The sequence below is a fragment of the Colwellia sp. genome (assembly GCF_013214175.1).
Lineage (GTDB): Bacteria > Pseudomonadota > Gammaproteobacteria > Enterobacterales > Alteromonadaceae > Colwellia.
Map to the genome: position 1 here is coordinate 516,852 of NZ_JABSPA010000002.1, position 24,914 is coordinate 541,765.

Here is a 24,914-nt window from a genome sequence, read left to right on the forward strand (position 1 = left end):
TTGGTGAGTCTTATTTTTGTTTTTATTATTTTTCATTAGTCATAAGGATATGAAAAGCTCTGGTCCAATAACTCCCGATGATAATAGCTTATCTAAAAGGAATCAAATAAAGCCTTGAGTAGCTTGAACTGATTTAGGATGTTACCGAGTTCTTAGTTGCATTAGGAAAGGGTTGTGGCAGGTGGACTATAAATATAAGAGTGGCTAAATAGAATTTAACCACTATTAGTGCAAGTCCAATAATTATTTGTTGATGGCAATCAGGTATTATTAAGCTTGCTGTCTGGTTGCTGCGATGACAATTTCTCTAATACAAACATTTTGTGGTTGGCTGTAAGCGAACATGATTGTATTAGCGATATCTTCTGCCTGTATAGCGCCGCCCATGCTTTCTTTCCATGATTGATAACCTTCTTTGATTTCATCGCTGGTTGTATGAGACAACAACTCGGTTTCTACCGCGCCAGGGGCGATGGTAATAACACGGACATTGCTATCAGCGACTTCTTCGCGAACATTTTCTGAAATTGCATGTACAGCAAATTTAGTGCCTGTGTATGCGGCATGGTTAGCGAAGGTTTTTCTGCCAGCAATAGAGCTTATATTAATAATTGTGCCAGTGTTACGCGCTTTCATCGGCGACAAAACAGACTGCATACCATTTAATAAACCAATGACATTGACATCAAACATGTTTTTCCACTCATTGGCATCTTGACTATCAACTTGTCCTAATAACATAACGCCAGCATTATTTATCAGACAATCTGTTGGACCATAAAATGCTTCGGCTTTAGCAACCGCAGCATCAAATGTGGCTTTATTGGTTACATCAACTTGCTCACATAATGTATTTGGTAACTCTAGCGCTACTAAGTTCTCTACCCTACGGGCAATCAATAATAATGGGTGGCCCTGATCGCTAAAATGTTTGGCAACTGCTTGGCCGATACCTGAACTCGCACCAGTGATAACAACTAATTTTTTCATAATGTCTCTACTTATTTGGCTAATGTTTAATACTGCTTATTTGTGATGTAGCTATTCTATGCAATAAGTAATTGTTGATATATGGTGTATCGGTTACATCATTGTTTACATCTGCGATCTAATGATAGTTTTGATAATATAGTGCTATTACCAATAAACTGAATTTGAGTCGTTATGAATGTCGTTATGAATGTCGATATGAATATTGCTGATATCCGTGCTTTTGTCTTAATTGTTAAAGCAGGTAGCTTTACTGCTGCGGCTGAGCAGCTTTTATGTTCACGCTCACATTTGTCTAAGCAATTATCGCAGTTAGAATCTGCGCTTGCGGTGAAACTGATCATACGAACCACGCGTACACAGCGTTTAACAGAACAGGGAAAACTTTTCTTTGAACAATGTAGCCGCTCGTTTGATGGTATTGATTATGCTATTGAGCAAGCGATAAATGACGCTGATACTGTGAAAGGCTTCATTAACATTAACTGTGTGGGCGGTTATATCGGCGAAGATATAATTGCGCCTTTAGTGAGTGATTTTATTCAGCAATACCCTGACGTTAAGGTTAATCTTGATTTTAGTAGTCGACGAGTTGACTTGATTGCTGGTGAGTTTGATATTGTCTTTCGTATGGGGCAGCTTGAAGACTCAAACTTGATTGCACAAAAGTTAATGGATATCTCAATATGTACCTTAGCTAGTCCAGGTTATTTACAAAACAATGGTCAATTATCACATCCAAAAGAGCTAAAGCAGCATCAGTGCATTACAGGTTCATTAAATAACTGGTCTTTTATCCATGTTAAAACAGCTAGTAAAAAGATTGATGTTAGCGTCGGAGGCTCGTTCAAGTGTAAGAATGGTCGTGCCATGATAAGCAGCGCCTTAGCGGGTAATGGCATAGTACGTTTACCCTATTTTTATTGTCATAAAGAAATCGCCAATGGCACACTCCTGCCAGTTTTCAGTGACTGGACTATTCCTAAGTCACCTTTTTATCTGGTTTATGTACAAGATAAATATCAGCCGGCACGATTAAAAGCCTTCATTGACTTTGTTCGAAATAACATTGCTCGATATAGTCAAACAAGCTGAGTTTGTATATAAGTTAGTGGTTTGAATTTTTAGGGGAATAAACTTAAACAGTTGGCGTGACTAAAGGGGCTTAAACCCAAGGAAACGAAGCAAAGGAATCAATCAAACACTAGTTGAGGCCACAGAATACTTTCAGTGATATCGATGCAAATCAACTCAAGTAATAATAGTTATTTTATCAGTCTATGCCTGTATGACTCGCAAAGTAGACTTATATGGAGAGCGTTAATGGTAATGTTATAGTGAAAGTGCTGCCTTGCCCTGAATGAGAGCTAACCGATAAAGTTCCTCCGTGTTTTTTAATTATGCCATTAGAAATAGATAATCCTAATCCAGTGCCTATACCTAGGCCTTTGGTAGTAAAGAATGGGTCGAATATTTTTGTTATGTTTTCGTCTGCGATACCAGTACCGTTGTCGGTTATAGAAATTATTATGTTTGCCTTGTTAACTTCACTGGTAATATTAACCATACCCATATCCATACCCTTGTCGGTAATTGCATCGCCAGCATTCATTAATAAATTTATAATAACTTGACCTAATTCATTGGGGCGACATGCATACAAAGGTAGTTTTGAAAAAGAAGTTGTCAAGCTACACTTAAATTTCAACTCGTTCCTTACTAAGTGCAAAGCAGATTCAATGACATCTGAGTTTAAATCCACTTTAGTCAATTCGTTACTACCGACATAAGAAACTCTTTTTAAATCTTGTACTATTGTTATTATCCTATCCAAACCGCTACTTGAATCGAGTAAAAGTGAATTCACATCAGACAATATATAATCGAGGTTATGAGTCGATTTTAGTTGTTGTACCCTTTCTAAGGTTTTAATTAACCCTATATTATTTGATTTAACTATATGCTCTTCTAATGCGTTATATTTTTGCATAATAAGTTGTATGCTAGTCATATATTCAGTCAATACTTGCATATTGCTTTTTACAAAAGCGGTCGGGTTATTAATTTCATGGGCAACTCCTGCGGCCAACACCCCTAATGAGGAAAATTTTTCTGACTGTATTAATTGCTGCTGATGTTCTTGTAGTTGTTTGGTGCGTAAATCTACTTTTTCCTCTAATTCAGTTGCGTAATTACTTAGCTTTATTCGCGCAGCTTCAACCTCAATGTTAGCTATTGTTAAAATGTTTCCTTGTTTAACTAGTTGGGTATTAGATCGTGTAAGGCGTTGCTCACTTTGTTTTATACGAGCGATAAATAAGCATAAAATACAGAATATAACTAAGAGGAAGCTAGATAATACAATAAAGGTTTTTTGTAACGATGACTGTTGTTTATCCTTGGCGATACTGACAGGTAATAAAACTTCGATAATACCGCGCACATCACCTACCTGCCAATCACTCTTAGGTGTATCTGGATGGTTATTGTGACAGTCAATGCAGCTAGGACGCATTAAATCAGCAACAGCATAGCGAATATATTTGTTATCATTGATTACTTCAAAGCGATAATAGGGGGTATGTGGTTCTTGCAACAAACTCGCCCATGCCTCTTCAGCGAAAGGGCCCGAAAATATTTTTTTACTTTCTTGTTTGCGCCATGGAAAAGGAAATGGACTATATAAAGCTGTTTTAGCGCCTGATTGGAATTTTCCAATTTCATCGCCTAGCGCCATACTTAATGTAGCCAGCAGAGGAATAGCGTTTTTAATGTTTTTATAATTGTGGGTTATGGTTAAAGCATCACCTTCGGCGTCGGTGATGGTATTGATTACTTCTGAGGTATATAGAGTTCGAAAGGATGTTAAGGCTTCTAGGTATCGCTGAGCTCCTGATATTGAATCCTCATCAGCAGAATTATCCGATATTTCTAAGACATAGACGTAAGTCATCACAATACTCGCAACCATAAATAGCATGGCTAAAGTTAGTGTCTGAGTCCCTAAAATATCGATGTCGCTTTATCTGATAAGGCTATTTTATCACCTTTGTTAACCATAGTAATGCCTCGAAGAAGACTGATAATACTGCCCATGCCGATTAGCTCAACTGCTGTTTTATGCACTTGCATACAGAGCTAAAACCTTTTTTATGGCTTCATTTTCTCCGCCGATTTTAGTCTCTACGAGAATTGGTAGTAACAGCCAACAGAATATTGCAAGTGACGTACCAGTTTAACTAACGGGGCTTAATTTTATGATGTGCATAGTTATTTACTCGATATTTTTAATCTATGGATTTGCATATAGCGAACAGTGTGGAAGAGTGCTTTTCATTTTGCAAAATGCGAGTTAGATTGCTCGTTATTAGCAGTACTGAGAGCTGGAGTATGAACAATTGAGTTAAATTAACAGTAGCTAAAAGTAGTACGTTTTTTGACTGGATGGATTACTGAGGATTTTTCAAGGAGTATAAAAAAAGGTTGGCTGGCTAAAGGAAGTTGAATCTATGGAAATGAATTATGGAATCACTGGGGGTTCTTTCTAGTTCTAAATTTTTACGAGACTAATAAAAAATGGGCTGTCTAAAGGAGCTTCAATCCACGGTAAAGCGAAAATGGAATCACCCGTGATTGTTTGGGGTATAAGTTTTAAAAAGGAAGAAAAAAATGGGGTGGCTAAAGGGACTTGAACCCTCGACAACCGGAATCACAATCCGGGGCTCTACCAACTGAGCTATAGCCACCACTGAGGTGTACTGATACATAGTTAATGCTAATAACTTTAAATATGAGTGCTGCTCTTTAACAGCGCGGCGATTGTAGTGCATTTATGACTAGCATGACAAGTAAAATCTTTGCTTTTGATGGTATTTATAGATAATTCTTTTTGTTTTACTGTCTTTGTGTGATTAATCTACAGCTAACATCATAGAATTTAACAAAGGTAGGCATGAGTAACCCAAAAGCATCTAATAGTGAGCGATTTTATTTTGGGGGGGAAAGCTCAGTGATGCGACAATAAACCGATTTTATAAGGTCCTTGACAGCAAAACTGGTAAGGGTGCTTAATTTACTTGTACTGAATCTGCGAATTAACGAGTGACTTAATCGTCTAATTTATAGAAGTGAGCGATATTACGTCGTTTAAGAGAGCGTAATGCCTTAACTTTTAAATTGTTTTTGTTTTTTCGGACCATCATTTTCTTCTTTTTTAACTTCATCTACAAACCTCCTAATATTTTATCTATAAGTTCAATATGGGGCTAAACTTGCCTTTAATCAACCGGGGTGACTAAAGATATTGACCAATTACCCTAAATAATAGACCAGTTGGTCAACTTGTTCAACTGGCTAATAATTAGAGTAGTTGCTTTGTTGAGAGATAATAATATTAGAACTTACCACTGCTAATTATAGAGTCATTTTCGGCTACTAGGCGAATTGCTTATCACTGGCTTGTTTGTCGACTTCCTTATGGGCAAACGCGGCTATTATCCGCTCAACAATTAGGTAATTTACCGGCACTAATATTAAGGTAATAAAGGTGGCAAATAAAATACCAAAACCTAATGATACCGCCATTGGAATCAAAAACTGGGCTTGAGTCGATTGTTCAAACAGCAAGGGCATTAAGCCAATAAAGGTGGTTAAACTGGTTAACATTACCGGTCTAAAGCGAGCTGCCCCAGCCGTTAACACTGCTTCCATTAATTCACCACCTTCACTGCGTTTTTTATTGATAAAATCAACCAGTACCAGTGAGTCATTTACCACCACGCCAATTAACGCCAACATGCCTAATAAGCTCATGATGGTTAATTCCATGCCCATGATCCAGTGACCAATTACCGCGCCTATCATGCCAAAAGGAATAATGCTCATGACAATGATGGGCTGTAAATAAGATTTAAAAGGAATGGCCAATAGCGCATAAATAATAAAAAAGACAAATAACAATGACCAACCGAGCGAGCCAAACGATTCTCTTTGTTCTTTGGCTTCACCTTCTAGTGAGTGACTAACCCCTGGATATTGCACCATCAACTCATCTAAATAGTCTTTTAAGTCGGCTTGCAACACTGTCATATTAGTATTCGATTTTTCCACATCGGCACTGACATTGGCGGTGCGGTAGCGGTCGATTCTTGAAATGGTCGATGGGCTTTTTCCGGGGATAAGCTTAGCAACATGGGATAATGGTACTGAGCCACCTGAAGGCGTGATAACAAGAATATTTTCTAAATCAGCCATAGTACGGCGCTCATCTAATGGCAGTCGCACCATCACGCGGACATCATCTCTACCACGTTGAATACGTTGCACTTGTGAGCCGAAGAAAGAACGACGTACTTGATTGGAAATACTGGTACGCGTTAATCCTAGCGCTCTACCTTGCTCGGTTAATTCAATTTGCAGCTCTTCCTTACCGTTCGATAAACTATCAGCAATGTCGAATACGGTCGGGTAGGTGGCTAAGCGAATTTTCACTTTATCGGTGACTTCTTTTAAGGTCTCTAATGAGCTTGCTTTAAACTGCACATGAATAGGGTCTGATGAACGACCAATCTCCGCTCTAAAAGTAATACTTTCAGCGCCGGGAATAGGGCCAATTAAATTACGCCATTCACGGACTAATTCACGTGAAGTAACCGACAGTTCTCGCGATTCTGGCGGAGTAATTTCAAAACGAACACTGCCTTTATTTGATACACCGCCGCGGCCACCCGTAGTGGCTAAGATATTAATAATGACACTTTCGTTGGTTGATGGCTCAATGTACTTCGCTTTTAGCAGCTCGGCTTTTTCGGCCATTTTAATAATATATTTATTGGTTACTTCAAAAGGTGTGCCTGCAGGCAAGGTTAGTGTTGCTCGTACGGTTTCACTCGGTATACGCGGGAAGAAAACAAACTTTGTCCAACCACTGATGATTAGCGCAAGAATAACCAAGAATACCGCAGTAAAGCCAACTAAGGTGGTAGCTTTGTTATCAATGGCTCGTTTTAGTAAAGGCTGATAAAAACGGATAATCGAGCGTTCGAAACCGTCGGCAAAGCCTTGTTGCATGCGACTGAATTTAGATTGCTTATCTTTTTCCGAGCGCAGTTTTAAGTTTTTCAAATGAGAGGGTAAAACGAATTTTGACTCAATTAAGGAGAAAATAAGTACCGGAATAACGATAACGGGAATTTGCGCAAATAACGCGCCGCGGTTACCTTCAATAAACGCCAGCGGCAGAAAGGCGGCTACTGTGGTTAAAATACCAAAAGTCACTGGCGTGGCGACTTCTTGGGTGCCACGAATGGCGGCCATTTCACCGGATTCAGACGTTTTTAAGTGGGTGTAAATATTCTCCCCGGTGACTATGGCATCATCAACAACAATGCCCAAAACCAAGATAAAGGCAAATAAGCTCATGATATTTAAGGTAACACCAAAAAAAGGCATCATGATAAAAGCGCCCATAAAAGAGATGGGAATACCAAGGAATACCCAAAAGGCAATGGAAGGTCTAAGAAATAGACTTAATAAGGCAAGTACTAAAATACCCCCTTGCAAGGCACTGGTGGTCAGGGTAGAAATACGGTTTTTAACTATCTGAGAGTCATCATCCCAAAAACTTAATTCAACGCCGACCGGCAATGAACTTTGCTGGTCGTTAATATAAGTTCGCACCGCATCGGCAACTTCAATGGCACTTTGTTGGCCAATACGATAAACATCGATAAAGGCCGCTTGTTTACCGTTAAAACGTGTACGCACTGGCGTTTCTTCAAAGTCATCTTTAATGATGGCGATGTCACTTAGGCGAATGATAGAACCATCAATGTTGGTTTTAATGGCTATTCTTTCAAACTCGTCTTTGCGATAGGCTTGGCCTTTTGAGCGTAATAAAATATCACCACCTTTGGTTTTTAAATTACCGGCAGAAATATCTGTGCTTGAGTCGGCTATTGCTGAGGATATTTGCGCTATGGTCAAACCATATTGGCGAAATTTGTCTTGTGGCACTTCAATGGATATTTCGTAGTCACGAACACCGCTGAGCTCAACTTGGGTGATTGCCGGGATTTTTAATAAATCATCTCTGACTTTCTCGGCGAATTCACGGGTCTCTTTTTCGCTATAAATGCTGGCAATAGTAACGGCAATCACTTCACGTTTACGTGTAGCTAAAGACACTACCGGTTTTTCTGCCTCGGCAGGAAAGGTATTTATTTCGTCAATTCGACTTTTTATATCAGCGAGCATTTCGCGCGGATCATAGCCTGACTCTACTTCAATGTTGACCGAAGAAGATCCTTCAGATGACTTGCTAGCAATTTGCTTGACCCCTTCTAAGTCTTGCACTGCTTCCTCAATGCGAATAGAAATACTTTTTTCAACATCTTCGGGTGTTGCGCCACGCAATGACACATTCACGTTAATGCGATCGGTGGCGAAAGATGGGAATACTTCTAGTGGAATACGGTTAGTTAAACTAAATAAACCTGCTATTAATATGGTAATTAATAGTAAGTTTGCTGCCACATGATTTCGTGCAAACCAAGCAATCATTAGTGATTCACCTTAGCGGATTGGCTTGGCTGTGTTGCTTGAGATGCTTTAGCTTTTTGGATGCATTTTGCTTTGCGCTCGGCAATTAATGCTGCAACTGTGGTACCTTTTTCAGCGGCAATTTTTTCTAACTTGGCAAGACGTTCTTTTGACATCTTTCGCTTAGGGACAGTCTTTTCCGGCGATTTTCCTGAAATTTCGACTGGCGTGCCAGAGCTTACTTGTCCTAAGGAAGTTAATACTAATTCATCACCGGCGGTTAAGCCTTGAATGACAATAGCTTCAGTGCCATTTTGCCAGCCTAATTCAATCTCTTTACGCATTAGTAGGTCGCCTTTAACGATATAAACATAGCTGCCTTGGTATATTGTGCTGCTGGGAATCACTAAAGCGTTTTCAACTTCACGGCCGGTAATTTGTGCGGTGACATATTGGCCCATTTTAATTTGTGCGCCTTGGTTATATTCACCATCGTAAGGACGAATAATTTGCGCAACGACATAAAGTTGTTGCGACATTTCATCGATAGCACTTTCGGTGCGCACAATCTTGCCTTGCCACACTTGCTCACCCATTAAATCGGATGAAATAACCACATTACTGATCATTGAGTGCTTAGCCTCGCCACTATGTGCCTCAGATTGCTCATGCGCATTGCGATATTCTTCCGGCAACTTCATTAGTGGTAAATCTTTATTTTTTATTGGTAGACGAATTTCGACATAATCAACGGCAAAGATATCGGCTAACTGGGTATTGCTGGAAATAACCTGACCAATATCAACATTTTTCTTTAATATGCGGCCGGCATAAGGTGCGATTATCTTGGTACGTTCTAGGGAAAGCTCCACTTTATCAAGCTGTGCTTCTGCAGAGAGTACTTGCGCTTTGGCGGCGGCAAACTGTGGTTGACGTAAAACGAGTGCGTTTGGTGCTTTACCCTTACCTAATCTCTGCCAATCCGCTTGTGCTTGTTTTACCCGTGCGCCTTCTTCTTGCAAACTCTGTTTGGCTGACATTAAGCTAGCTTGCGCTATTTTAACTTCGGCGCGGTAATCTCTGTCATCGAGTTGCATGAGAATATCGCCTTGCTCAAAAAAGCCACCGGCTCTAAATTGTTTGCTGACGTAATTAATTTGTCCTGAAACTTGCGCGAAAAGCACACTTTGCGTTCTAGGTCTCACGGTACCAAAACTTTGCACCATCACTTGATAGCTTTGCGGAGTCAGTGTGGTGGTAGCTACCGTCATTTGTGCGGCTTTTGAAGGTTGAGCTCTATTACTGGTCGGTGGGTTTTTAAATATAACCATTATTAACGTTATGGTGGCGATTATGATAACGACAGGCAATAATATTTTTTTGAAATTCTGAGTGTTAGACATGGTTATTCGGCCTTGTTTTCAAGTGACGGTGTGCTGAAGTCGCCACCCAAAGAAAGATGTAAATTGATTCGATTGACAATGAGTTGGTTTTTGATTTTTATCAAGGTAGTTTGTGCTTCGAACGAGCGCTTTTGCGCATCAAGTACTGTGGTATAGCTGACCAAGCCACTTTGATATTGCTCAAAAGATAATGTTGACGCTATTTTTGCATTATCCTGTGCGGCCAACATGGTGTAATAACTGTGCTTTAAACTCTTTTCTGTGGTGATGGCGTTTTCAACATCACTAAAAGCTTGATATAAAGTATCTAGGTATAGCTGCTCACCTTGCTTAAGTTCAATACGGGCTTTTTCTTCATTGGCTTGCAGGCGGCCGGCATTAAAAATTGGCGCGCTGATACTACCTAGTAATGACCAGACAAGGGAAGAGCCAGAGAGTAAATCGCCAATGTCAGCGGTAGAGTCACCAATAGAGCCAGATAAAACTATGCTTGGAAAGCGTTGTTTATGGGCATAGGCCAAACCAGCATCTTGTGACAGCAGTTGATACCAACTGGCTTTTAATTCGGGTTTTCGGCTAATTAATTCTGACGGTAAGCCAAGTGGAATATCATTAGTTAGTAAGGGTAAGTTAGCGTTTACTAATAACTCTCCTTTAGGGTATTCGCCAATGAGACGCTCAAGCTGTCTAATTAATTTGGTTTTTATCGTGGCTTGCTCAGATACTCGTGTTAATTCATTGTTCAAGTCGTTACGGGTTAAATAAACATCTAGGGCTGCGGTTAAACCAGAATTATATCCTGCTTCAATAATGGTGAGATTTTGTCGAGAATTTTCAACTCTATTTTGATAAAGCTTTAGCAGCTTATCTGCTTCAATGACCTGAAACCAAGTAGTAACTACATTGACCACTAACTGTTGTTTGTACTGCTCAAAAGTGGCTTTTTGTGCCAGGTAGTTATAGTTACTGATCTGATCAGCTGCAGATAACTTGCCCCAAATATCAAGCTCGTAACTTAAATTCAAATTAACTGAGTTGCTATTAGCATAGCTATCACTTTGGTTGTCTTTACTGCGACCACTACGAAAAGACAAATCAAGCTCAGGCCAAAGTTGACTGCCAGAAACGATCAGTTGTTGCTCGGCAATTTCTAGATCGTAAGCTTGTATAGCAAACTGGTGGTTAGCGGCCAAGGCTTTAATCACTAATTGCTGAACTTGAGGGTTATCAAGTTGCGATAGCCAGTTATTCTCAACGCTCAGGGCTTGTTTACTTTCTTGCCAGTTATCGGGAAGGCTTGGGTTTGTTAGCTTTTTATCTACTTCGGAAGTATTGCTACAAGCCAGTAAAAACAAGCTTGTAAGCAGTGGCAGTAGTTGTCGGAATCGACTTGTCATAACGCGAGTAACTCAGTTTAAATAAATTATCTAATACAAGTGTAATCAAAGTTACTTTCAGGGGATACAGCTTTTACATAAGTTTACAGAGAGCCTTACATGTATGGCTTTGTAACTTATTGGTGTTAATGTGTGACTCGCCTAGGTGGAGTCATATTTTATCGGCTTACTGATATTTTTGTTGAATTGTCTTTAGTTCACCTTGAGCCATCATCTGGCTGAAGAGGGTTTTTAATTGCTTAGCAGAAACCTTGTGATGACTTTTTTTCGAAAGCTGTAGCCAAGGAGTACGCTCTGAGACTACCAAGGGCTTGCCAAAAAACGCCTTGCTTAAACCTAACTGTTTAGCAGCACTGATAATTGGCACCATGGGTCCGATAATAGCGTCTACGCGACCTTTTTGTAACATTAATAGCCCTTGGTGAAAATCACTGACCGTTTGTTTGACTATTTTGGGGTTATTATCAATGTCATCACTAAATTGTGCTCCGCGCAAATAAGCGATACTGAGTTTTTCTAGCTGCTTTACTGAGTGATAATCAGCGCCTTTTCGGCCAATAACCACATTTTTTAAGGTCGGCAGCGGATAAATGTAATCTACATAATCAGCTAACTCTTTATATTTAAACATTATTGTTAAATCTGTTTTTCCCAATTTAAGCTCGTGCATTATTCGGCCATAAGGAAATATATGGTGTTCACTCTCTATGCCTGCTTTTGCTAGTAGGCGATTGGCTAAGTCGTAATATATGCCACTTAATTTTTCATTAGTCTCAATACCATAAGGAGATACCGCGATAGTTCTCACTTGTAATATATTTACTGGCTGCGCGGAGACGCTGTAGTGGTTGGCGCACAGTAGAAGCATGAAAGCAAGTGAGGTGACATTACTCATTAAGGTGCTGTTTAAATGGTACTTAGTTAGTCTTAATATAGATAACAATCGACCGGAAGTCATTAGAAATGGCAAATGATGATGTTTTAGTCATGCTTAATTAAATTAATGTAAGCAATGGCTTAGAAGAATTGAAAACATCCTCACCTAGGCTAAGGCGAGGATGTTTTATGTTTCTTAAGTTGATTAACCTTTATTAAGTAAATCAATAAAGAAACTGTATTGTAAAGCCGTATCATGAATGCGTTTAAAGCGTCCAGATGCACCGCCGTGTCCAGCTTCCATATCAGTTTTAAATACTAACAAGTTGTCATCAGTTTTATATTCACGCAACTTAGCAACCCATTTCATTGGCTCAAAATATTGTACTTGTGAGTCATGTAAGCCAGTGGTAACTAGGATGTTAGGGTAGTTTTGTGCCTTAATTTGATCATAAGGCGAGTATGTCATCATATATTCGTAATAAATTTTGTCTTTTGGGTTACCCCATTCTTTAAATTCATTAGTGGTTAATGGAATACTTTCATCTAGCATAGTGGTGACAACATCAACAAAAGGTACTGCTGCTGCAATGCCTTTATAAAGCTCCGGAGCCATATTAATTATCGCGCCCATCAGTAAACCACCAGCACTACCACCAGCAGCAAATACTTTATCTTTATCGCCATAGCCTTGTGCAGTTAAGTCTTTAGTGACATCAATAAAGTCAGTAAAGGTGTTCATTTTCGTTAGCTTTTTACCGTCTTCATACCAAGGTCGGCCAAGCATTTCTGAACCACGAATATGAGCAATGGCATAAACAAAACCTCGGTCAAGTAAGCTTAAACGACTCACCGAAAAGTAAGGGTCAATAGTATTACCGTATGAGCCGTAGGCATATTGATATAATGGGTTAGTACCATCTTTTTTGAATTTATCTTTACGATAAACTAATGATACTGGTACTTGTTTACCATCACGCGCTTTAACAAAAATTCGTTCAGAGGCGTAGTTGTTGCTGTCAAAATCACCTAGTACTTTAGTTTGTTTTAATTGCGTTTTATTAAACGAAGTTAAATCAACGTCGTAATGGGTGCCAGGAGTAGTAAAACTAGCATAATAAAGGCGTAACGCTTCATTATCTATTTCGTTATTACCGTATAAACTTAAGCTATAGGCAGTGTCATTAAAGCTTAGTTGCTGCTCTTTACCTGTGGAAATTTGCTGAATTGTAACGCGACTAATACCATTTTCACGCTGCTGATAAACAAGGTGGTCGGTAAATAATTCATAATTTTCAAGTTTAACCGCATCATTAGCAGGGATGACATCTTGCCATTTTGTTTTATCGCCAAGGTTTTTTGTATTTACTTTCATTAAACGAAAGTTGGTTGCTTGCCAGTTAGTACTGATGTAATACCAGTCATTTAATTTAGAAACTGAATACTCATGGCCTTCTTCACGTTCAATGAACTTTTTAGGCATGGCTTTAGCGTTATTTGCATCAATAACCGAGACACCACTGGCTTCAGTACTTGAATGCCAAATAAAGACGCTGCTGCCATCTTTAGATTTACTAATACCTGTGTAGTAAGATTTATTACTTTCTTCGTAGACCATCTCGTCATCAGCTTGTGATGTGCCTAAGGTGTGACGAAATACTTGGTAACCTAATAAGGTTTGTGGGTCTTTTTTGATGTAATAAATTGTTTTATTATCATTACCCCAAACAACACTGCCACTAGTTCCTTCAAGCTTGTCATCAAGTAAAGTATTACCTGCGATATCTTTAAATAACATGGTATAAATACGACGACTTACGGTATCTTCACCGTAAGCGAGTAACTTACCGTCTGGACTCGCGCTTAAACCTCGAGCGTCATAGTAATCATGCTCTTTGGCTAATTCATTAACGTCCAGTAAGACTTCAAGGTTGCTGCCGCTAAAGTCAGTGGCTCTAACGTAGATAGGGTACTCATTCTCACCTTGCATTTGGCGTGAATAGTAGAAATCACCTTCTCTGGTTGGTACTGAATTATCATCTTTTTCAATACGATTTTTGATCTCTTCAAAGATCTGCTCTTGCATGGCTTCGGTATGTTTTAATTGTGCCGTGGTATAATCATTCTCTGCGGCTAAATGCGCTAAAATCTCTGGGTTTGTACGACTGTCATCACGCATCCAGTAATAATCATCGACACGAGTATGGTTATGAATAACCATTTCATGGGGAACTTTTTTAGCGACAGGGGCGTTTATATTTGCCATTGTGTTAGTAGTTTCATTATTTTGATTACTGCAAGCCGCGATAAGCAGAGCAGAGGAGACTATTAAGCTTAGCTTAGTCTTAGATATCGCTATTTTCATGTCTATTCCTTGTGATACCAATGCTATTAAATTCTTCCTAAGTGGTAAATAACGTAATAGATTTGGTATTATCTTAAGCAAGTACTTATTGAACTGGCTCAAATGTTAAAAAAATGTATCGGGAATAAGTTAGCATGATATTAATTATAATCAAATGCACTGGTCGCGTAATACCGTTAGGCTAACCCGTTTTACCAATTAATGTATTTTTGTAAGGAAATTCCGCCATTATGTCATTAGATAAAATTTCAGCTCAACTAGCTGGTAGTAAAAAATCATTACCGCCAGTCGAGTCATGGAACCCGCCCTATTGTGGTGAAATTGATATACAGATTAAAGCGAATGGCGACTGGTATTATAACGGCACTATTTTTAAGCGTTTAGCACTGGTAAAAATGTTTGCTTCTGTACTTATTAAAGATGTAAGCAAAGATGTAAGTGGCGACTTATCTAAAGCTATCGCCGAGTATTTCTTAGTGACGCCAGTGGAGAAAGTGAAAATTCAGGTGGATGACGCTCCTTTTGTACTTACCCAATGGCGCTGGCTAGATGAAAAAGAGACTGTTATGCAAGTTAGTACTAACTTAGGGGATGAGTTTATCCTTGATAAACAGCATCCGCTGACGGTTAACGAAAATGGCGACTTGTATGTGACAGTACGACGAAACTTAACCGCGAAAGTTCATCGCAATGTTTATTATCAATGGGTGGATATTGCCAAAGAACAGCAGACAAAAAACGGCACTGAGCTCATTATTACCAGTGCCGAAAGTCAATTTATCTTAGGCAGCTATTAACCGCTGCTCTTTGATGTTTATCTAAGCTAGCCTTTCGAACCACAAACGCTACAGTTTTCTTGCTTTTTCATGTTAAATTGCTGCCATTGATTAGCTAGGCCATCGAGTAAGTTAAGTTGGTTAAGCTGCACTTTCTTAGCTGGCATTAGCCGTTAATAGTTTTATCGCTTGTACCACATACCACGCAACTTTTTTGTTTTTTCATGTTAAATTGCTGCCATTGATTGGCTAAACCATCGAGTAAGTTTAGTTGGTTAAGCTGCACTTTATTTCCCGTTAATAGTTTAATTGCCTGTAAGCTTTGCATGCCAGCAATCATGGCCAATACTGGGCCAATAATGCCTATGGTTTGGCAATTATTGGCTGGCGCTTTTTCACTGGCAGGAAACAGGCAATGGTAACAAGCACTGCTGTCATCACGAGGGTCTATGGTGAGTTGTTGACCATCAAAGCCCGTAGCTGCACCTACTATCAGTGGCACTTTATGTTGCACACAGGCTTGGTTTATCAAGTAACGCGTTTGAATATTGTCAGAGCAATCGAGCACTAAATCGACTTGTGGCAGATAATATTCACATAACTCTGCATCGATCATTTCATCAATAGCTTCAATAGTTACATCAGGGAATTGTTGCTGTAGTTTCTCTGCGGCGACGTCAGCTTTATTTTCATTAATATTACTTTCACTAAAGAGAATCTGTCTGGGTAAGTTACTCAGCTCGATGCAATCGCCATCGGCAAGATAAAGTGTGCCAACACCGGCGGCAGCTAAATATAAACTGGCTGGATTACCCAAGCCACCAACGCCTAAAATAAGCACCTTAGCGTTACGCAGTGCTAATTGTCCTTGCTCGCCAATTTTATCCAACATTATTTGGCGGGAGTATTTAACTTGCTCTTGATTACTTAACACGTGTGTTCCTAGTTTATTGGCTTTAATGGATAAAAGTACGCACAGCACTTGCTTTGAACTGCAAATATACCTGTTGTCTGATGGTTAGTGATAATTTTTGTTGAGAAAAAGCACTGATAGTGACGAAAAAGTCTTGTGAGCCACAATGAACCGTCAACAAGACATTATTCTGCTGATGGTTTATTTGTTTTATCGTGCCAAAGAGGTGATTAACGATAGAGCTATTAGTTGGCTCCGTTAGGATAATACTAATGTCACTGGCCAAAATAAAGCAACGTAATTGAGTTTGCTGCGCAAATGTCTGATCGCAGACCATAAAAATGTCTTCGTGGGCATTTAACGCTAAAGCCGTTAAGCCATGACCATTATTAAAGGTTTTAATGGGCAGTGATAAACTGGTTTGTTGATGAATAATATCACTATTAGTGTCATTGTTGAGCTGATGAATTACTTGGTGGATATTACCGAAGTTGACCACCTTACCTTCAGCTAGCACTAATAAGTTGTCACAAACTTGCTGTAATTCATCTAAAGAATGGCTGACGTATAACATAGGTAAACTCAGCTGTTTTTGAATGTTAAGCATCATCTTTAACAATTGGGTTTTACTGTGTCGATCAAGGGCGCTTAATGGCTCATCGAGTAGTAATAATTTCGGCTCGGCTAGTATTGCTCTGGCTAAGGCGACTCTTTGCTGTTGACCACCCGAGAGTTGATTGACTCGATGATCAAGCAAGGCGCCTAACTCGGTGAGTTTGATTACTTCATCTAATGACAGGCGGTTGTTTTTACAACGTTTGACCGCATATTCTAAGTTACCGAGCACAGTTAAATGTGCAAACAAACGACTGTTTTGAAAGACTAAGCCTACTTGGCGCTGCTCAGGTTTGAGGTACAAACCTTGTTCACTGTTGACTAAAGTTCTACTGACTAACGTTTTACTGGGCAAGCTTGTATCGGTTAAGGTTATCTCACCACGCAATGATGTTTCTAAACCAGCAATGGCTCGCAATAAAGTTGATTTACCTGATGCAGAATGGCCAAAAATTCCAGTGATGCCTATTAAGGGGATTGCTAGCTCAATGGCTAAATCAAATTGCTGATAATTAACACGAATATTAAGGTCTAGTTGCGGCGCTTTATTGTTAGGCCGACTATTCAAAGCTGCATTATTTACAGGAGAATGACTTATAGGAGGATTATTTATAGGAAAATTAGTCATGGGAACTTCTCTCTTCTCGCACAGTGTTAACCATTAAATTCTTACTGCTGTTTTTTTCGGTAAATTTAACCAATAGATAGCGGCTAATAGCACCATAGAAGTTATTAATAAACTGATGGAAAGCAGATGTGCTCTGGCATAATCAAAAGCCTCAACATGGTCAAATAGCGCAATGGAAAGTACCCGTGTTTCACCGGGTATATTGCCACCAATCATTAAGATGACTCCAAATTCGCCGACCGTATGAGCAAAACCTAAACTGGCGGCGGTAATAAAGCTGGCTTTTGTTAATGGCAGCACAATAGAAAAAAATCTATCGATTGGCCCCGCACCAAGTAAAGCGCCCGCTTCTAATAAGGAGTCACCTAATTGTTCAAAGGCTTTTTGCAGTGGCTGAACGACAAAAGGCAGTGAATATAAAACTGAGCCAATAACGATGGCGGAAAAACTAAAGGCCAGCTGTTGACCCGTTGCTTGCTGCCAAAGTTGTCCGGGTAAGTATTCAGGGGAAAAAGCTATTAGTAAATAAAAGCCTAATACCGTTGGTGGTAACACTAGCGGTAAAGCGACCACAGCTTCTATGATAACTTTAAAACGACTGGTCATTTTGGCAAGGTACCAAGCCAGCGGAGTACCAATAATCAGTAAAATTATCGTGGTTAATGCCGCCATTTCTAAGGTGGTGATCAGTGCTTGTAAGTCTGAATTCATCATCTAGTCATTAGCTCGCTGTTATTCGTTAGAGTCATTTCGGCGTAGCCATAACTAACGATCGTCGCTTGGCTCTTGGCTGAGAGTAAATAGTCACTTAACTTTTTCGCGGCTACTTGCTGCTTACTGGCGCGAATAATAATTAACTGTTGCTCAATCGCTTGATGATAACTTGTTGGGATAAGAACCCCAGATAAATTATTTAGCACTAATTGGCTATTGGCAACTATACCACCGCTAACCGCTTTACTACGTACCTGGGCAAAGGTTTGCCCGATATTAATGCCTTTTATTAACCTATGTTGATAAGCCTGCCACAAACCCATATGGTTTAGCGCTTCTTTGGCTGCTTTACCATAAGGAGCAATGTCGGGATTAGCAATGGCCAAGCGTACCGGCGGACTTTTTAACAGGTTAATAGATAATTGTTCAAGAGATAATGGTTCAAGTGAATTTTTAGTGGCGGAATATAAGGCGAGCTGACCAATGGCATAGGTTTTTCGACTATTTTGCAGCGCAAAACCGGCTTGCTCAAGTTGCTTTGGACGGCGGCTGTCGGCACTGAGGAAAATGTCATAAGGCGCGCCATGTTTAATTTGCAAAAACATCGCGCCACTAGCACCACTAATTATCTGGGTTTTTATACTTGTTTGCTTGTGGAAGTCTTCGAGTAATACTTTTAATACTGGGGTGAAGTTAGCGGCAACGGCAATGCGTAACAGTGTGCTGGAACCTTGTTTTCCTTTATCCATGCTTTGTTGTGCATTGCTGTTAACACTGGTGAGTAAGCTGATGACAAAACAGCAAGGTAACAAGGTGTATAAAAGAAAACGTAGCACGCTAGCTCCACAGCTCTGCTTTGTCAGTATCACCGGTTTTAGCGTCCAACCAGTTTTCTGAAGTTTTCCCTGCCTCGGTAATTTGCTCTTTCTTCCAAAAAGGCGCTTTAACTTTCAAATAATCCATGATGAATTCATTGGCAGCAAAAGCATCTTGTCTATGTTTGCTGGTGACACCAACAAAAACAATTTGCTCACCTATATGCAGTTCGCCAATGCGATGAATTACTTTAACTCGACCTATCTGCCATTGCTCTTTAGCTTGGTTGATAATTTTAGCTAAGGATTTTTCAGTCATACCTGGGTAATGCTCTAGCGTTAAGCTAGTTACGCTATTACCATTATTGTTATTTCTAACTCTGCCTGTGAAGGTCACCACAGCACCATCGGTTAAGTTGTCTTTTTCGAGTAAGGCAACTTCATCGGCTAAACTAAAATCCTCAGCTTGGATGGATATTTCTGCAAAAAGGTCTTGGCTTGTCATCAGTTATCCACCAGTTACAGGAGGGAAAAAGGCAACTTCATCACCTGATTTCACTAAATGATCACCAGCAACCATGTCATGGTTTACTGCCGATAACAGTGAGGCATTGCTAAATGTTTGTCGCCACTGGGAATTTCTATCACTTAAGCGCTGTTTTACCTCATTGACTGTTTTAACATCATCAGCGCTTAAAGACAGTTCAGCACAATCTAGCTGCTCTCTTAAGGCGGCAAAAAAAACAATTTTAATCATACTAATTCTCTATTTGTTCTCTAATTAATTAAGCAGAAGGTTTTTGCCAATGACCCGACTTGCCACCTTCTTTTGTTAATACTTCAATGCCAGAAATCTTCATGGCAGGATCAGCCGCTTTACACATATCAAATAAGGTTAAACATGCAATAGCAACGGCAGTTAATGCTTCCATCTCTACGCCTGTTTGCCCCGTTAAGCGACATAGGCTATTAACTTGTACTTGGCTATTTTCACTATCAAGAGTGAAATCTACTTGTACCTTAGTCAACATTAACGGGTGACATAAAGGAATCAAGTCGCTGCATTTTTTCGCGGCTTGAATGCCAGCAATACGAGCAACAGCAAACACATCTCCCTTTTTATGTTTACCTGTGGTAATTAATTCAAAAGTCGCACGGTTCATTTTAATAAAACCTTGCGCAGTTGCCGTACGTGATGTCATGGCTTTTTCCGTGACATCGACCATATTCGCTTCACCTTGTTGGTTAAGGTGGCTTAGCTCAGGCGCTGACTCAGGTTTCTGTTCTTGCATATCAGTATTAGTTGTCATTAGCCGCGAGTCTCACATGCTTCTACTGTGATATTTAAATGTGGGACAAAATTACAAGGACGGTGACTAGCATCTAACTGCTCTTTAATCACTTTATCCCAAGCCGTTTTACAAGCATTGGTTGAGCCTGGTACACACAAAACTACCGTTTTGTTGGCGATGCCACCAAAAGCACGAGATTGAATAGTTGAGGTACCTATTTCAATTAATGACACATGACGAAAAACTTCGCCAAAACCTTCTACAGCCTTATCAAATAATGGCGTTAATGCTTCAGGAGTATTATCACGATCGGTAAAGCCAGTGCCACCGGTAGAAATAATGGCATGAATAGTATCATCGGCAATCCACTTGGAAACTTGTGCACGCAATTGATAAACGTCATCAATAACAATGGCTTTATCAGCTAAGTTATGACCTGCTTGTGTTAAACGCTCAACTAGCGCTTGCCCCGAAGTATCGTTCGCTTCGGTGCGTGTATCGGATACCGTTAAAACGGCGATATTTAAGGGAACGAAAGTGTTGCCGCCATGTGCTGACATAGGTTTTTCCTTGACTAAATATTTTAGATTAAATTAAATTTTCGCTACTAATATTGAAACGTATTGCTACTCAATATGTTTAGCCTAAAACTGTTGTTGTGCTTGCTGCCATTGATTCTCTTGACAGTGAGTGTATTGCTAACCAATACGTTCGCTCTAAAATTGTTTTTTTGCTTGTTGCCACTGCTCTGGCGTGTTGGTATTAAATAGCGCCTGATTGTTTGGACTAGTAATGGCTTGGTGAGGCATTTTCGCCAGCAAGGCTCTAACTGAAGGACCATTTTTATTATTTTTCTGGCCGCTTCTTTTACTCTTTTCATTGCCGAGGGCGAGCAAGCTTTCTCGCTGGAATGCTTGTGCTAAAAACAGTTGCAAAAAAGCATTGTTGGGCAAGTATAACGGAATATGATGCGCTTGTTTTTGGCCATCACTGAAAAAAGTCGCTTTGTGACTCAGTTCACCTTTTAGACGCAGTTTAGCTAAATCTGCGGCTGTCATTAAGGGTAAATCAACGGGTAATATTAATAATGCTTTTGGTTGTAAGTGTTCAGGGTAATGAGCTAAAACACTATAAATTCCACCAACAGGACCAGAGCATGGTACTAGGTCTGGAATTTGATAGTTATCACCACTAACAACGATATTTTTTATGCCTGCATCACTAAGCAGCTGCTTGGAAAAATCTAACATGCTACTTGTTGATTTAATAGCGGAATTATTTGTGGTAGTAGTTACATTTTTAAGACGTGTTAACTGTGCTTTATCTTGCCCCATACGAGAAGATAAACCGCCAGCAAGTACTACACCTAAGCAATCTATAGCTTGATAATTCATAACTAACCCCCAAGCATAGCGAGGTGTTTAGTAGCGCCTGTTAGCTTTTCATGTAAAAAATGGGTGGCTTTTTTGTCACCGAGTAATGATACGATCTGCTTTTGTAATGGTGCGATATCATCACTTTGCAATTGTTCACGTAGTGACAAACCTTCGTCACCAAATAGACATAAATGCAATTTACCGCTTGAACTAATTCTTAAACGATTACAGCTATTACAGAAATCTTTGGAGTAGGGCATGATCAAACCGATTTTACCTTGATAATCTGGGTGATAAAATTCTTGTGCGGGACCGGCAGATTTACTTTGGATAACAGGTAACCAACCATCAAGTATCAAGTTTTGTTTAATACGTGAACCTTGTACATGTTGCGCATCAAAAAATTCTTTATTATCGCCAGTTTGCATTAACTCAATAAAACGTAAAGTTATAGGGGTATCTTTTATCCAGTCAAGGTAGCTCTGAATATCTTTGCCGCTGTACTCACGCATTAATACCGTATTAACCTTAATTGATGCTCTGCCATCGGCTAAGCCCATATCAATACCCTTGAGAATGGTCTTGAGTTTATCGTGGCCTGTTATCGCGTGAAATTGGCGTGGATCTAAACTATCGATACTGATATTAATGGCATCAATGCCGGCATCCAACCATTGAGGTAAGTGCTCGGGCAATTTAAAACCATTACTGGTTATGGCAACTTTCTTGATACCTGGTGTTTCTTTACAAATTTGAATGATTTCAGGTAAGTCTTTACGCAAGGCAGGTTCACCACCAGTAATGCGGATCTTCTCTGTGCCTAGCTCGGCGAAAGCTTTGGTTAAACGTTTGATTTCACATAGTGATAAGAAATCACGTGGCTGATCGCACTGATAACCGTCAGGTAAGCAGTAAGTGCAGCTAAAATTGCACACGTCAGTAATCGATAAGCGCAGGTAAGAGAACCTACGACCATAGTTGTCTGTTAACATGTCACCTTTCCAAATGTAGGGAGGCTAACGCGTTTCCTTGTTAACCCTGGTAACTAAAAAACCAATAATTACATGGCCTTAGTTACGGCTTGTCACAACATGATGGTTTATAATAAGTAGGCTTTATAGTGCCTAAAAAGAAAGTCATGGTAGCTATGACAGCTCGGTGTTATAAATAAAATTCTGTTCAATATTTAGTATATACCCGGCCTACTTGAAGATGCAAGTTCAGAGCAATGGGCATATATTATTTTGATGGCGTGATAATAATTTTTTTAGCCGCCCTTAATATTGATCAAAATCAATAAAGATGTGGTTATAGCACTATTATTTTTGTGGGTACTTAAGCGATACTAGCTATAACGGATTTAACCAATATTTTTCTAATTAGGCTGGTAAATTTACCTAGTTTAGAGTGATATTCATGTATTAACGTATTTAAGTGAGTTTTTTATGTCTGATTGTTGCTCAGCTCCAGGGCTTTTACCTTTTGAAAATGCCTTAGCTAACATGCTAGCGCAAGTTTCACCTGTCACCGAAACATTAACCTTAGCCATTGACCAAACCTTGCACTATGTTTTAGCGCAAGATATTGCTAGCCCATTAAATGTACCACCTCATGATAACTCTGCAATGGATGGTTATGCTTTTGCTCTTGAGAGTTTTACGGCTAATAAAATCCTTACCCTTGTTGGTCGATCTATGGCTGGGGCGCCTTTTCAAGGTGTATGTCAGGTTGGAGAATGCATTCGTATTATGACCGGTGCTAAAATGCCTGACTGTTGTGATTCAGTAGAGATGCAAGAAAATGTTAGCGCGGATGGCGAACAAATTACTTTTTTACAAGAGAAACGCTTTGGCTGCCATGTCCGTAATGCCGGGGAAGATATTCAACTCGGTCAACAAGTTCTGCAGTCTGGTCATAAGCTAACGGCGGTTGATATTGGTGTGCTTGCTTCATTGGGTGTGGCTGAAGTTAAAGTCTATCGTAAATTAAAGGTCGCTTTGATTGCTACCGGTGATGAATTAAAATTACCGGGACAAACATTACAAGTTGGCGATATTTATGAGTCTAACAGTTTTGTTTTAGCTGCCATGTTACAAAAGCTACATGTTGATGTTATTGATTTTGGTATTATTGAAGATGATTTTTCAGCAATAAAAGCAGCCTTTATTAGTGCCGATGAGCAGGCCGATGCAGTGATTTCTTCTGGCGGTGTTTCGGTAGGTGATGCTGATTACACTAAAACTGTGCTAGATGAATTGGGTGAAATAGCTTTTTGGAAAATAGCAATGAAACCAGGTAAGCCCTTTGCTTTTGGTAAGCTAGCCAACAGCCTATTTTTTGGTTTACCGGGTAACCCAGTTTCAGCCTTGGTGACTTTTCATCAATTAGCTTTGGTTGCCTTAACTAAAATGCAAAATGCTCAACCTTTAAAGCGCACACATTTAACAGTGAAATGCAGTACTGACTTGCGTAAATCTCCAGGACGTATGGATTTTCAACGAGGTATTTTAGCGATTAACTCACAAGGTGAAAATATCGTTAGTTCAACGGGTGCGCAAGGCTCAGGTATCTTATCTAGCTTAGCTAAGGCTAACTGCTATATTATTCTGCCAAGTGAGCAGGGTAAGGTCGCGGCAGGAGAAATGGTTAATGTGCAATTATTCGATGAATTCTTATAAATTACATTTAATGGCAAGTCGTTCTGTATATTGTCTATCATTTGTCTTGGGTTAAGGTTTATTGTATAGTACAAAAAATAAACAGTAGTAGGTGGGTGTAACCATGAAACATCAATTAAGCTTTGCAACAGTTAATGTATTAAGTGATTGTATTGTTGAAATAATTATAGCTGATGGCATTGAAGTATCAATGGAGATGCTTGATGAATTCGATGATTTTATTAGCCTGCAGCTGAGTGATAACTTTGTTTTGCTGATCAATAAAGTAAATAGCTATAGCTATACTTTTGAGGCAAAGATGACCATGGCCTCAAATGAAAAGTTAGTCGCTATTGCTGTGATTGTTTATAAAGATGAAGACCAGAAAATAATAGACGATGTCATGTCGCTACGAGCCATCGATGATTGGAATTTAAAAGTATTTCCAGCATTAGATCTTGGTTGGCAGCAGGGTTATGATTGGCTACAAGCTGAGCTTGATTTATTGGTTACTTGAAGGTAACGCTGTCAGGAACCGAACTGAAAAGAGAGGGCTTG

Annotated in this window: 22 protein-coding genes, 1 tRNA gene and 1 riboswitch; of the genes, 4 read left to right on the plus strand and 19 right to left on the minus strand. The window is 39.6% G+C overall.

The features are described 5' to 3' along the window. Nucleotides 1-270: 270 nt before the first annotated feature. Nucleotides 271-990, minus strand: coding sequence for an SDR family oxidoreductase (locus HRT55_RS05300; protein WP_291619434.1), 720 nt, complete (start codon nt 988-990; stop codon nt 271-273). A 174-nt stretch (nt 991-1,164) separates the two neighbouring features. Between HRT55_RS05300 and HRT55_RS05305 the strand changes: the two genes are divergently transcribed. Then, a complete protein-coding gene (locus HRT55_RS05305; protein ID WP_291619435.1) occupies nt 1,165-2,085 on the plus strand; it encodes a LysR family transcriptional regulator in 921 nt (306 codons plus the stop codon). A gap of 211 nt (nt 2,086-2,296) precedes the next feature. Here the strand turns inward: HRT55_RS05305 and HRT55_RS05310 are convergent, their stop codons facing one another. From HRT55_RS05310 to HRT55_RS05345, 8 genes are all read right to left on the minus strand, one after another. Further along, nucleotides 2,297-3,961: an ATP-binding protein gene (locus tag HRT55_RS05310; RefSeq protein WP_291619436.1), complete on the minus strand. Its 1,665-nt coding sequence runs from the start codon at nt 3,959-3,961 to the stop codon at nt 2,297-2,299. A gap of 32 nt (nt 3,962-3,993) precedes the next feature. After that, on the minus strand, nt 3,994-4,122 hold the full coding sequence (locus tag HRT55_RS05315) for a hypothetical protein (RefSeq protein WP_291619438.1): 129 nt from the start codon (nt 4,120-4,122) through the stop codon (nt 3,994-3,996). A 538-nt stretch (nt 4,123-4,660) separates the two neighbouring features. Beyond that, a tRNA-His gene (locus tag HRT55_RS05320) sits at nt 4,661-4,736 on the minus strand. A gap of 688 nt (nt 4,737-5,424) precedes the next feature. Further along, nucleotides 5,425-8,550: an efflux RND transporter permease subunit gene (locus tag HRT55_RS05325; RefSeq protein WP_291619439.1), complete on the minus strand. Its 3,126-nt coding sequence runs from the start codon at nt 8,548-8,550 to the stop codon at nt 5,425-5,427. Further along, nucleotides 8,550-9,932 (minus strand): efflux RND transporter periplasmic adaptor subunit, encoded by a 1,383-nt coding sequence (locus HRT55_RS05330; RefSeq protein WP_291619440.1) that lies wholly within the window; start codon nt 9,930-9,932, stop codon nt 8,550-8,552. The genes HRT55_RS05325 and HRT55_RS05330 overlap by 1 nt, the downstream gene beginning before the upstream one ends. 2 nt (nt 9,933-9,934) lie before the next feature. Next, nucleotides 9,935-11,329, minus strand: a complete 1,395-nt coding sequence (locus tag HRT55_RS05335) for a TolC family protein (RefSeq protein ID WP_291619441.1) — start codon at nt 11,327-11,329, stop codon at nt 9,935-9,937. A gap of 166 nt (nt 11,330-11,495) precedes the next feature. After that, on the minus strand, nt 11,496-12,224 hold the full coding sequence (locus HRT55_RS05340; RefSeq protein ID WP_291619442.1) for an ABC transporter substrate-binding protein: 729 nt from the start codon (nt 12,222-12,224) through the stop codon (nt 11,496-11,498). A gap of 186 nt (nt 12,225-12,410) precedes the next feature. Next, nucleotides 12,411-14,570, minus strand: coding sequence for a S9 family peptidase (locus HRT55_RS05345; protein WP_291619443.1), 2,160 nt, complete (start codon nt 14,568-14,570; stop codon nt 12,411-12,413). Nucleotides 14,571-14,800: 230 nt separating this feature from the next. Here HRT55_RS05345 and HRT55_RS05350 point away from each other — a divergent pair, with 230 nt between their 5' ends. Further along, entirely contained in the window at nt 14,801-15,367 is a 567-nt protein-coding gene (locus tag HRT55_RS05350; RefSeq protein ID WP_291619444.1) for a DUF1285 domain-containing protein, read from the plus strand. A gap of 145 nt (nt 15,368-15,512) precedes the next feature. On the opposite strand, the gene HRT55_RS05355 is transcribed toward HRT55_RS05350, so the two are convergent. The 10 genes from HRT55_RS05355 to moaA form a co-directional block, all read right to left on the minus strand. Further along, entirely contained in the window at nt 15,513-16,280 is a 768-nt protein-coding gene (locus HRT55_RS05355; RefSeq protein WP_291619445.1) for a HesA/MoeB/ThiF family protein, read from the minus strand. A gap of 22 nt (nt 16,281-16,302) precedes the next feature. Next, nucleotides 16,303-17,502: a molybdenum ABC transporter ATP-binding protein gene (gene modC, locus HRT55_RS05360; RefSeq protein ID WP_291619446.1), complete on the minus strand. Its 1,200-nt coding sequence runs from the start codon at nt 17,500-17,502 to the stop codon at nt 16,303-16,305. Between the two features lie 33 nt (nt 17,503-17,535). Beyond that, nucleotides 17,536-18,216 (minus strand): molybdate ABC transporter permease subunit, encoded by a 681-nt coding sequence (modB, locus tag HRT55_RS05365; protein WP_291619447.1) that lies wholly within the window; start codon nt 18,214-18,216, stop codon nt 17,536-17,538. Next, complete coding sequence (modA, locus tag HRT55_RS05370) at nt 18,213-19,052, minus strand: molybdate ABC transporter substrate-binding protein (protein WP_291619448.1); 840 nt, start codon at nt 19,050-19,052, stop codon at nt 18,213-18,215. Before modA ends, modB begins: the two co-directional genes overlap by 4 nt. 1 nt (nt 19,053) lies before the next feature. Next, nucleotides 19,054-19,536 carry a molybdopterin synthase catalytic subunit MoaE gene (gene moaE / locus HRT55_RS05375; protein ID WP_291619449.1) on the minus strand — a complete coding sequence of 161 codons (483 nt, stop codon included), beginning with the start codon at nt 19,534-19,536 and terminating at the stop codon, nt 19,054-19,056. A 3-nt stretch (nt 19,537-19,539) separates the two neighbouring features. After that, complete coding sequence (gene moaD, locus HRT55_RS05380; protein WP_291619450.1) at nt 19,540-19,788, minus strand: molybdopterin converting factor subunit 1; 249 nt, start codon at nt 19,786-19,788, stop codon at nt 19,540-19,542. Nucleotides 19,789-19,816: 28 nt separating this feature from the next. Continuing rightward, a complete protein-coding gene (gene moaC / locus HRT55_RS05385; RefSeq protein ID WP_291619451.1) occupies nt 19,817-20,341 on the minus strand; it encodes a cyclic pyranopterin monophosphate synthase MoaC in 525 nt (174 codons plus the stop codon). Next, nucleotides 20,341-20,883: a molybdenum cofactor biosynthesis protein B gene (gene moaB / locus HRT55_RS05390; protein ID WP_291619452.1), complete on the minus strand. Its 543-nt coding sequence runs from the start codon at nt 20,881-20,883 to the stop codon at nt 20,341-20,343. The genes moaC and moaB overlap by 1 nt, the downstream gene beginning before the upstream one ends. 156 nt (nt 20,884-21,039) lie before the next feature. Beyond that, nucleotides 21,040-21,717, minus strand: a complete 678-nt coding sequence (locus HRT55_RS05395) for a molybdenum cofactor guanylyltransferase (protein WP_291619453.1) — start codon at nt 21,715-21,717, stop codon at nt 21,040-21,042. 2 nt (nt 21,718-21,719) lie between these two features. Then, nucleotides 21,720-22,691 (minus strand): GTP 3',8-cyclase MoaA, encoded by a 972-nt coding sequence (gene moaA, locus HRT55_RS05400; RefSeq protein ID WP_291619456.1) that lies wholly within the window; start codon nt 22,689-22,691, stop codon nt 21,720-21,722. After that, nucleotides 22,678-22,872, minus strand: a riboswitch (molybdenum cofactor riboswitch). Its footprint overlaps the gene before it by 14 nt. Before the next feature lie 272 nt (nt 22,873-23,144). Here moaA and moeA point away from each other — a divergent pair. Next, complete coding sequence (gene moeA / locus HRT55_RS05405) at nt 23,145-24,377, plus strand: molybdopterin molybdotransferase MoeA (RefSeq protein ID WP_291619458.1); 1,233 nt, start codon at nt 23,145-23,147, stop codon at nt 24,375-24,377. Between the two features lie 103 nt (nt 24,378-24,480). Beyond that, complete coding sequence (locus HRT55_RS05410; protein ID WP_291619460.1) at nt 24,481-24,873, plus strand: hypothetical protein; 393 nt, start codon at nt 24,481-24,483, stop codon at nt 24,871-24,873. Nucleotides 24,874-24,914: the final 41 nt, after the last annotated feature.